We start from the raw sequence: 10,031 nt of genomic DNA, 5'->3' as shown, positions 1-10,031 counted from the left end.
CCTGCTCTCCTCGCCTCTGCCGCCCCGGCGCTGGCCGACGATGCCGCTCCCCCGCCGCCCACGCTTCCAGCGACAACGCAGGCGCCCGCCGCGCGCCAGCCGCTGCAACCGCTGGCCGACAACGGCGTGACGCTGCAATGGAGCTATACCGGTGAAGCCGCCGGCAACGTGACCGGCGGCCTGGAACGCAAGAGCGCCTATACCGGCCAGGTCTATCTCGGCGCCGACTTCGACATGGATCGCATCGCCGGGATCAGCGGCGCCACGATCCACGTGGCCGTGACCAATCGCCACGGCAAGAGCCTGTCGGGCATTGCGCTGGGCAACAATACCTCGGTCCAGGAAGTGTGGGGCACGCAGAACACCCACCTGGCGATCCTGACCTGGGAGCAGAAGCTGCTCAACGATCGCCTGGTGATCGAGGCCGGGCGCAGCCAGGCCAATATCCACTTCCTCAATTCGCCGCTCTATTGCCTGTTCCAGACCAATTCGACCTGCGGCAACCCCACCTTCGTGTTCAAGAACAGCAACTTCACCTATTTCCCGGCGTCAAGCTGGATGGCCCAGGCCAAGCTGTGGGTGGCACCGCGCTGGTTCGCCCATGCCGGGGTCTATGAAGTAAACCCCGATCGCAAGCGCTGGAACGATGATGGCTTCAACTTCTCCTCGGCCAACCGCACCGGGGTGATCGTGCCGTGGGAAGTGGGCTATGCCGATGACAAGGGTGAGACCCGCCTGCCCGGCCACTATATCCTGGGCGGCTGGTTCGACCGCGCCGACTATGCCGATCCGCTGCGCGACGATGCCGGCGGCATTGCCATTCTCACCGGGCGCCCGGCCCGCACGCTGCACGGGCGCAGCGGGATCTATGCCCGCTTTGACCAGCAACTGACCCGGCCCGATCCGCAAAGCCGGCGCGGGTTGTCGATCTTTGGCGTGGCGATGACCAATCTGTCCGGCCAGGTGGAAGAAAGCCGCTATCTCGATTTCGGGATCGTCCAGACCGGCACGTTCAAGGGGCGCGATACCGATACGCTGGGCTTTGTCATCAACGACCAGCGCTTTTCCGACCTGGCGATGCAGCGCATGCGCGCCGCGCGCCTGGCCGCCGGCGGCGAAGACAACGTGCATCGCCACGAGGTGATGATGGAACTGGCCTATGGCGCCGATGTGGTGCCGGGCCTGCGCATCTCGCCCAATGTGCAATATGTCCTGCACCCCGATAACACCGGGGCGCCGTTCAACACCACCAACACCCGCGATGCGCTGGTGTTCGGGTTCAAGTTCACGCTCGACGGCCCGACCTTCTTCGGTCGCTGACGTGCAGTGGCGGGGATCAGTTCCCCGCCACGCCCAGCACCGCCAGGGTCAGCGTTTCCACCCCGGCGCGGATCGTCGGTTCGGGCTGCGGCGCAAAGAATGGCGAATGGTTGACCGGCACCGGCTTGCCCTCGGCTTTGAGCCGCGCGAGCATCGCCGGATCGCTGCCGCCCACGCCAAAGAACACCGACTTGGCTACCCCGGCGTTGACGTATTCGGAATAGTCCTCGCTCGCGGTGCCGCCCGGCATCATCGCCGGCACCAGCGCCACTTGGTTCTCGCCCAGCGCGGTTTTCAGGATACCGGCCAATTGCCCGGCCAGTGCCGGATCGTTGACCACCGATGCCGTCGCCTCGGTATGGTCAACCCCCGGTTCGGGCGCGCGGGCCATGCTCGCCACGGCGCGCGCGGTGATGCTCACCCCATCGAGCAGCAACTTGCGCACATCGGGATCGTAGGATCGCAGCGTCAGCTTGAGCACGGCGGTATCGGGAATGATATTGGGCACGAAACCGGCATTGAACGCGCCCACGGTAATCACGCCGAACTTCTGCGGGTCTTTCTGCCGGCTGATCACGGTCTGCACATCATCGACAAAGTGCGCGCCCATCACGATCGGATCGATGCTCTTGTCCGGCATCGAGCCATGCGCGCCCTGGCCATGGAAGGTGACGATCACGGAGTCCGAGGCAGAGCTGACCGCGCCCTGCTTGACCGTCACATGCCCGGCCACATCCGGGCCGACATGGGCGGCAAAGGCATAGTCCGGCTTGGGAAAGCGGGTGAACAGGCCATCGGCCAGCATCGCCTTGGCGCCGCCGGCCTTTTCCTCGGCCGGCTGGCCGATGAACACCAGCGTGCCGTGCCACTTGTCCTTGAGCGCCAGCAATGTCTGCGCCGTGCCCACCCACCAGGCCATATGGCTGTCATGGCCGCAGGCGTGATCGGTGGGGGTCAGCTTGCCATCGATGGTCTGCTGTGCATGGCTGGCATAGGGCAGACCGGTCTTTTCCTCCAGCGGCAGCGCGTCCAGCTCGGTCCTGACCAAAACCACCGGGCCATCGCCATTGCGATAGACCGCCACGATCCCGGTCTGGCCGACATGCTCGGTCACGGTAAAGCCCAGCGCCCGCATCCGCGCCGCCAGCAAGGCGGCGGTGCGGGTTTCCTGAAAGCCGACTTCGGGATGCTGGTGGATGTCCTTGTACAGCGCATCGAGCGAGGGATAGATTTTTGCGAGCTGCGCATCGATCGCCGCGCGCGCCGCCACCGGATCGAGCGGCGCGGCCTGGGCCAGTTGCGGCACGGCGGCCAGCACCAGGGCAAGGCCGCTGGCCCGCGCCAGCCGGCGGCGGAGTGTGTGCGTAAAAGCCATGACGGTTCCTTTGCTTGCAGATTGCGGCCTGCGGGTGCTGCCCTCATTGCCCGCCAGCTTGCCAAACGCCGCCCCGCTTGGCTAGCATGTCGGGCCGGCTCGCGCGGCAAGAACAACAACCAAGCCATTCGTTTCAGGGAGCTTAGCCAATGAAGAAGACCTTGCTGGCCGGTGTCGCGCTGGCATTCACGCTGGCGAGCAGCCCGGCCATGGCGCGCGACTATGTCATCCATGCCGGGCATCTGATCGATGGCATCAACCCCGGCGAACGCAGCCAGGTCTCGATCGTGGTGCACGATGACCAGATCACCGCGGTGCAGGATGGCTTTGTTTCCCCAGCCGGGGCCGAGGTGATCGACCTGTCGGAAGGCACGGTCATGCCCGGCCTGATCGACGCGCACGTGCACCTCACGTCCGATCTCACCAAGGGCAACGCCCTGCTGCAAAGCGTGACGCACAGCGGCTATGACGAAACGCTCGATGGCGTGGGCAATGCCCGCCTCACCCTGCTGGCCGGGTTCACCTCGGTGCGCGACGTGGGCGGGGATACCGCCGTGGTCGTGGCGCTCAAGCGCGCGCAGAAGGCGGGCACGATCCCCGGCCCGCGCATGTGGGTTTCGGGCAGCATCCTGGGCCCCACCGGTGGCCATGCCGATCCGGCCAATGGCTTTGACGCGGCGCTGACCAAGCCCGGCTGGCAGGACGGCATTGTCGATGGGCCAGACGAGGCGGTGAAGAAAGTGCGCGAGCATTTCCGCGACGGCGTCGACCTGATCAAGATCGTGCCCTCGGGCGGCGTCGCCAGCGTGGGTGACGATCCCCAGGCCCAGCTGATGACCGACGCCGAAATCAAGGCCGTGGTCGATACCGCCCACACCCTGCACCTGCGCGTGGCAGCCCATGCCCATGGCGCCCAGGCGATCGACCATGCCAGCGCGATCGGCGTCGATTCGATCGAGCACGGCAGCTATGCCACCCCGGCCAGCTATGCGATCATGAAGCAACACGGCACTTATCTGGTGCCCACGCTGATCGCCGGGGCCACGGTGGTGGAAATGGCGCAAAAGCATCCCGAGCTGCTCGGCCCGTCGATGGCGGAAAAGGCGCTGGCGGTGGGGCCGATCATGGCCAAGAACCTTTATGCCGCGTGGAAATCGGGCGTGAAGATCGCGTTCGGCACCGATGCCGGCGTCTATCACCACGGCGAGAACGGGCGCGAGTTCGAACTGATGGTCAAGGCCGGGATGCCCGTGGCCGACGTGCTGCGCAGCTCGTTCGTGGGCGCGGCCGCGCTGATCGGGGAAAGCCGCATCGGCGCGATCCGCCCGGGCGCCTTTGCCGATATCGTCGCCACCGACCACGATCCCATGGCCGATATCACCGAACTGCAGCGCGTGCGCTTTGTCATGCAGGGCGGCCGCGTGGTGAAGGATCACGGCGAACCGCGCATCTGATCGCCATGACAAAAAGGGAGGATGGGGCAGCGCTGCCCCATCCCCCCTTTTTCAGGTGCCGAACTCAGAAGTTGAGCGTGGCCGTGGCAAAGACCTGGCGCGGATTGCCCCAGTAGGTGGTCAGCACGCCTTCCTTGCCCAGCGTCGGGATCAGGTTGCCCGCCGGGGTATAGGTCAGCGCCCCGGTCGTGGCATTGCCGGCGACATAGGTATAGCCCGAGGTCTTGTAGCGCTTGTCGAGGATGTTCTTGCCATAGACGCCAAAGGTCCACCGCCCGCCCGGCGCACGATAGAACACGCTGGCATCGAACAGGGCATAGCCGGGCTGGTCGAGATAGGGGTTAGGCACTTCGAACTGATAGGTCTTGCTCTTCCACGACACGCCGCCGGTCACGTCGACCGCGCCCGCACCCACCGGAATGGAATAGCTGGCCGAGGCGCTGCCGGTCCACGCCGGGGTATTCTGCACCTTGCGATAGGCGGCCACGTCGGTGGGCTGACCGGCAATCAGCGTGATGTATTTGAGGTACTTGGCGTCGATATAGCCGAGTGAACCATTGAGCGTGAAGCCGCCCAGCTTGAGCCGCCCTTCGGCTTCCACGCCCTGCATCCGCGCTTTTCCGGCGTTGGACACCACCCCGCAGAAGCTGGGCAGCCCGCCCACCGTGCAGGCCACCGAGCCGGGGATCTGCACATCGGTATAGTCCATGCGGAACGCAGCGAGGTTGAGCGACAGGCGCCGGTCGAACAGCCGGGTCTTGACCCCCAGTTCATAGCTGTTGACCTTTTCCGGGCGGAAGCTGAGGAATTCGCCCTGGGTCATCCCCGGCGGCGCATTGACGCCCACCCCGCGCGGGTCGAACCCGCCGCCCTTGAAGCCCTGGCTGAAGCTGGCATAGACGGTGTTGTCGGTGTTCGGCTTCCAGTTGAGCGACACGCGCGGCGTGAACTTCTTGTAGTCCGCGCTGCCCAGGAAATTGGTGCTGGGCGCGCCAAACGCCACGCCGGCTCCGCCAAACACCGGCGAGCCGCCACCCAGGTAGTTCTGCCGCAGGATCTGGGCATAGCGCTTGTCCCAGGTATAGCGCCCGCCCGCTTCCAGGCTGAGATGATCGCTGAAATCATAGCTGAGGTTCGCAAACGCGGCCGAGGTATCGGTGCGGATATTGGCGCCAGTGAACGCCGCCAGCCCCGGCACGGTGGTGAAAAGCCGCACGTCAAACTGCGTCAGCGCCGTGGCATAGAGATAGTAATAGCCCAGCAGCGCGTTGAACTTGCCCGAGTTGTAGAGCAGCTGGATTTCCTGGCTCCACTGCTTGTTGCGGTAGTAGGCCGGCACGTCGACGTCTTGCGAGGCGGTGGCATCGAAATCGATCGGCGAGGCGCTGTCATCCTTGCGGAACGCGGTGATCGACCGCAGCGTGAGGTGGTCGGTCGGCTTGGCTTCCATGAACAGCGACCAGCCCCAGGCCTTGACGTCCTGCTTGGGGCTGTTGAGCCCGGCCTGGGTATCGAACACGTTGGCAAGCACCGGCGCACCGGTCAGCTGGCCGGGAATTTCGCGGTGGCCGCCACGCGGGTTGGACATATCGTGGGTATAATCGCCGGTGAGCCGCGCGAAGAAATCGGTGCCGTGCACTTCCACCGTGCCACGGCCGGCCCAGATATCCTTGTTGTAGTTCGAAAGCCCCGTGGTCAGGTTGCGGCCAAAGCCGCCGCGCGTCAGCCGCGCCACGGTGCCGCTGGCGCGCAGCACGCCATCGCTGGTCAGCGGCGAGCTGACCGTGGCGACGCCATCGGCCTGGTCATAACTGCCATAAGTGCCGCGCAGACGCAGATGAAAGGCATCGTCGATCTTGCGGGTCACATACTTGATCGCGCCGCCGATGGTGTTGCGGCCATAGAGCGTGCCCTGCGGCCCGCGCAGCACTTCGACCCGCTCCACGTCGTAGATATCGAGCACGGCGGCCTGCGGGCGGTTGAGATAGACATCATCGAGATAGATGCCCACGCCCTGTTCGAACCCCGATACCGGGTCTTGCTGCCCCACCCCGCGAATGAAGGCAGACAGCGTGGAGTTGGTCCCGCGCGAAGGCTCCAGCGTCACGTTGGGCACTTCGTCGGCCAGCGCGGTGATGTCTCCGGCGCCCTTGGCCTGCAGTTCATCGCCGGAAAAGGCCGTGATGGCGATCGGCACGGAGTTGAGCGTTTCGCTGCGGCGACGGGCGGTGACGATGATCTCGCCGTCGCTGGCGGCGCCGGCCTGCGCGGCTGCATCGCTGGTGTCCTGCGCCAGGGCCGGGGCCGGCAGCGCGCCCAGCGCCACGCCGGCAAACAGAATGGCGGAAATCGAACGAATGCGGGTGCTGGCGGTCAGGGCCATGGTCCTCTCCTTGGCGCGACGGTCTTGCCTTGCCGTCGCTTGGTGAGGGCACAATACTGAAAGGTGAACCGACTTTCAACTTTGAATCCGCAAGCACCGCATCATATCGCAAAGATCTGTTGCCAAGTTGCTGCACTGGCAACGAAAAACGGCGCCAGGCCAAGGCCGGGCGCCGCGTTTTCAGGTCCCTGTCACCGCGCAAACCGGCGCGGCGGATCAGGCTTTACGGTCAAATCGCCGGGTCATCATCGATCGGCGAATTGAATTCGTGCCACAGCCCGTTGATGATGCCAAAGCCCACGGCCAGGCCCAGACCGAGCACCCAGGTGAAATACCACATGGCGGCGTCCTTTCAGAAGAAATCGGGGTCAGTAAAAATCAGGATTGGTGCGCACATCGCGCAGGGTGATGCGCCCGCTCAGCAGGGTCATGACCCAGGCGGTATAGGCCAGCACGATCGGCAGGAACACGATGGTGCACACCAGCATGATGAACAGCGTGAGATGGCTGGACGAGGCATTCCACACTGTCAGGCTGGACCGCGGATCGATCGAGGACGGCAGGATATAGGGAAACATCGAGCAGCCCACCGTGGCGATGATGCCGGTGGTGGCCATGGCCGTGCCCACCAGGTTTACCAGGCCCTGCCGGCGCGCTATGCCCCACAGCGCCACGATCGGCCCGGCCAGGCCCAGCAGCGGCGCCGCGATCATCCAGGGATGCGCGCCATAATTGGCCAGCCAGGCGCCGGGCGTGGCCACGCTGGCCGACAGCAGCGGGTTTGACGGCCCCTGCGGATCGACCGTACCGGCCAGGGCCATGCCCATGTGCCCCTTGGCCACCATCACTCCGCCGATCACGAACAGCGCGATGCTGGCAATCGCCGCGACGCGGGCAATGGCGCGGGCGCGGTTCAGCACTGGCCCTTCCTCGATCTTGATCGCCAGCCAGCCCGCGCCATGCAGCGCCAGCATGGTGACCGACAGCAACCCGGTCAGCAGCGTGAACGGCGTGAACAGGCCCAGCAAGCTGCCTTCATAGGTCATGCGCAGGTCGCTATCGAGGCGGAATGGCGCGCCGGCCAAAACATTGCCCACCGCCACGCCAAAGACCAGCGCGGGCACGAAGCCACCGACGAACAGCGCCCAGTCCCACCGCGTGCGCCAGGCCGGATCAGGCTTTTTCGAACGATACTTGAACGCTACCGGCCGCAGGATCAGCGCCGCCAGCACCAGGAACATCGCCAGGTAGAACCCGGAAAAGCTGACGGCATAGACAAACGGCCAGGCGGCAAAGATCGCCCCGCCGCCCAGGATCAGCCACACCTGGTGGCCTTCCCAATGCGGCGCCACGGCGTTGATCACCAGGCGGCGTTCGGCGTCATTGCGCCCCACGAACGGCAGCAGCGCGGCCACGCCCAGGTCATAGCCATCGGTCAGGGCAAAGCCGATCAGCAGCACGCCCAACAGCGCCCACCAGATGACCCGCAGGGTTTCGTAATCGAGCGGAATATGCATGGCCCTTGCCCCTTATTCTGCCGGCAGCGGGGCAAAGCCCGCGTCCAGGGGTTGCGTTGCGTCTTGATCGTCGGTGTCGTGGTGTTCGATCGGCCCCTTGCGGATCTGCGCCAGCATCAGCCGCACCTCGATCACGGCAAGCCCGCCATAAAGCGCGGTAAAGCCCACGATCGTGGCCCAGACCTGCGGCACGGTGAGCGAAGAGGCGCCCAGGAACGTGGGCAGCACGCCATCGACGGCCCAGGGTTGGCGGCCGATCTCGGCCAGCACCCAGCCCGCCTCGATCGCCAGCCATGGCAGCGGGATCGCCACCACCGCCAGTTTCAGGAACCAGCGCCGGCGGAACCGGCAGGTGGAGGCGCACCAGAATGCCGCACCGAACAAGGCGATGAAGCCAAAGCCAAGCGCCGCCATGCCGCGAAACAGGAAGAACATCACCGGCACGTTGGGCACCGTGTCCCACGCCGCTTTGAGGATCAGCTTGTCATCGGCGCGGCGCGGATCGGCGACATAGCGCTTGAGCAGCATGGCAAAGCCGATGTCCTGCTTGTGTGCCTCGAACGCGGCGCGGGCGGCAAGGTCGGTGCGGTTGGCCTTGAGCCGCTCTACCGCGTCATAGGCGATCAGCCCGCTGTGGATGCGCCCGTCGGCGCGCAGTACCAGTTCCTCGATCCCATCGATCTTGCCGGTCAGGCTGCGCGTGCCGATCAGGCCCATGACATAGGGCACCTTGACCGCAAAATGCGTGGTGCGCGCCGCCACGTCGGGCAAGCCGACCAGCGTGATCGCGGCGGGCGCCGGCTCGGTTTCCCACATCGCCTCGATCGCGGCGAGCTTCATCTTCTGGTTGTCGGTCAGGGTATAGCCGCTTTCATCGCCCAGCACGACGACCGACAGCGAGGACGCCAGGCCAAACGCGGCTGCCACCATCATCGAGCGGCGCGCCACGTTGGTCCACTTGCCCTTGAGCAGGTAGAACGCCGAAACCCCCATCACGAACGTGGCCGCGCAGACATAGCCGGCGCTGACCGTGTGCACGAACTTGGCCTGGGCCACCGGGTTGAACAGCACGGCGGAAAAGTCGGTCACTTCCATGCGCATGGTTTCGGGGTTGAACGTGGCCCCCACCGGGTTCTGCATCCAGCCATTGGCGATCAGGATCCACAGCGCCGAAAGATTGGTGCCCAGCGCCACCATGAACGTGACCGCCAGATGCTGGCGCCGGCTGAGCCGGTCCCAGCCGAAGAACATCACCCCCACCATGGTGGCTTCGAGGAAGAAGGCCATCAGCCCTTCGATCGCAAGCGGCGCGCCGAAGATATCGCCGACATAGTGGGCATAATAGGCCCAGTTCGTGCCGAACTCGAATTCCATGGTCAGGCCGGTGGCCACGCCCAGGACAAAGTTGATGCCGAACAGCTTGCCCCAGAAGCGCGTGATGATGCGCCAGATCGGCCGCTTGGTGATCACATAGATGCTCTCCATGATCACCAGCATGAACGACAGGCCAAGCGTCAATGGCACGAACAGGAAATGGTACATGGCCGTCAGCGCGAACTGAAGGCGGGATAATTCGATGACTGCCATGTCCATGGCCGCGTTCCCTCTGCTATGGCTCCCCGTCGGGCCCTGCCGATCGGCGGCAGGCCACACGATCGGGAGAAGCCCTGCCAAAAGCGCGACAGGGGCACGCCACCGCCCTTAGCCCCCGCTGCGCCGCAGCATTTTGACGGCGATCAATCCAGCGCCGGTTTAATTGGCGCAAACGCCGATTACGAAAAGGAAAACCGGGCAAAACGCGGGTTTCCTCGAATCGATTACCGTTTATATCACGATTTCCTGTTATAAGAAGATGGACAGATTGTCTCACAAGGCCGCACCTGCCCGCGATTCCCGCCCGGCGACCCGCCCTCCCCGCAGCCCGCGCCCCACCGCCTGGTGGCTGGCTGACAGCGCCGGTGCCATTCCGGTTGCGGCGGGCC

At 65.1% G+C, this 10,031-nt stretch carries 8 protein-coding genes; 3 read left to right on the top strand and 5 right to left on the bottom strand.

From position 1 onward, the window contains the following. The coding region (locus tag H926_RS25235) for a carbohydrate porin (protein WP_022674878.1) at positions 1-1,320 on the top strand (1,320 nt) is incomplete at its 5' end. A 16-nt stretch (positions 1,321-1,336) separates the two neighbouring features. Here the strand turns inward: H926_RS25235 and H926_RS0102380 are convergent. After that, positions 1,337-2,695: an amidohydrolase gene (locus tag H926_RS0102380; protein WP_022674877.1), complete on the bottom strand. Its 1,359-nt coding sequence runs from the start codon at positions 2,693-2,695 to the stop codon at positions 1,337-1,339. Between the two features lie 149 nt (positions 2,696-2,844). Here H926_RS0102380 and H926_RS0102375 point away from each other — a divergent pair, with 149 nt between their 5' ends. Next, on the top strand, positions 2,845-4,149 hold the full coding sequence (locus H926_RS0102375) for an amidohydrolase family protein (protein WP_022674876.1): 1,305 nt from the start codon (positions 2,845-2,847) through the stop codon (positions 4,147-4,149). A 64-nt stretch (positions 4,150-4,213) separates the two neighbouring features. On the opposite strand, the gene H926_RS0102370 is transcribed toward H926_RS0102375, so the two are convergent. From H926_RS0102370 to H926_RS0102355, 4 genes are all read right to left on the bottom strand, one after another. Next, entirely contained in the window at positions 4,214-6,532 is a 2,319-nt protein-coding gene (locus tag H926_RS0102370) for a TonB-dependent receptor (RefSeq protein ID WP_022674875.1), read from the bottom strand. Between the two features lie 229 nt (positions 6,533-6,761). After that, positions 6,762-6,872: a cytochrome bd-I oxidase subunit CydX gene (gene cydX / locus H926_RS31465; protein WP_022674874.1), complete on the bottom strand. Its 111-nt coding sequence runs from the start codon at positions 6,870-6,872 to the stop codon at positions 6,762-6,764. A gap of 28 nt (positions 6,873-6,900) precedes the next feature. Next, the gene (gene cydB / locus H926_RS0102360) at positions 6,901-8,049 is read right to left on the bottom strand and encodes a cytochrome d ubiquinol oxidase subunit II (protein WP_022674873.1); all 1,149 of its coding nucleotides are present in this window, start codon (positions 8,047-8,049) and stop codon (positions 6,901-6,903) included. A gap of 12 nt (positions 8,050-8,061) precedes the next feature. After that, positions 8,062-9,642, bottom strand: a complete 1,581-nt coding sequence (locus tag H926_RS0102355) for a cytochrome ubiquinol oxidase subunit I (RefSeq protein WP_022674872.1) — start codon at positions 9,640-9,642, stop codon at positions 8,062-8,064. Positions 9,643-9,805: 163 nt separating this feature from the next. On the opposite strand from H926_RS0102355, the gene H926_RS34440 reads away from it, so the two are divergent. Continuing rightward, the coding region (locus H926_RS34440) for a hypothetical protein (protein ID WP_237740962.1) at positions 9,806-10,031 on the top strand (226 nt) is incomplete at its 3' end.

The sequence above is a fragment of the Novosphingobium sp. B-7 genome (genome assembly GCF_000410615.1).
Classification (GTDB): Bacteria; Pseudomonadota; Alphaproteobacteria; order Sphingomonadales; family Sphingomonadaceae; genus Novosphingobium; species Novosphingobium capsulatum.
The sequence above is the reverse complement of the archived record's forward strand: the minus strand, read 5'-3'. Positions and strand labels throughout refer to the sequence as shown.

Excerpts from the sequence above, each read along its gene's own strand:
- H926_RS0102380 (WP_022674877.1), bottom strand. The coding sequence starts at position 2,695 with ATGGCTTTTACGCACACACTCCGCCGCCGGCTGGCGCGGGCCAGCGGC.
- H926_RS0102375 (WP_022674876.1), top strand. The coding sequence starts at position 2,845 with ATGAAGAAGACCTTGCTGGCCGGTGTCGCGCTGGCATTCACGCTGGCG.
- H926_RS0102370 (WP_022674875.1), bottom strand. The coding sequence starts at position 6,532 with ATGGCCCTGACCGCCAGCACCCGCATTCGTTCGATTTCCGCCATTCTG.
- cydX (WP_022674874.1), bottom strand. The coding sequence starts at position 6,872 with ATGTGGTATTTCACCTGGGTGCTCGGTCTGGGCCTGGCCGTGGGCTTT.
- cydB (WP_022674873.1), bottom strand. The coding sequence starts at position 8,049 with ATGCATATTCCGCTCGATTACGAAACCCTGCGGGTCATCTGGTGGGCG.
- H926_RS0102355 (WP_022674872.1), bottom strand. The coding sequence starts at position 9,642 with ATGGACATGGCAGTCATCGAATTATCCCGCCTTCAGTTCGCGCTGACG.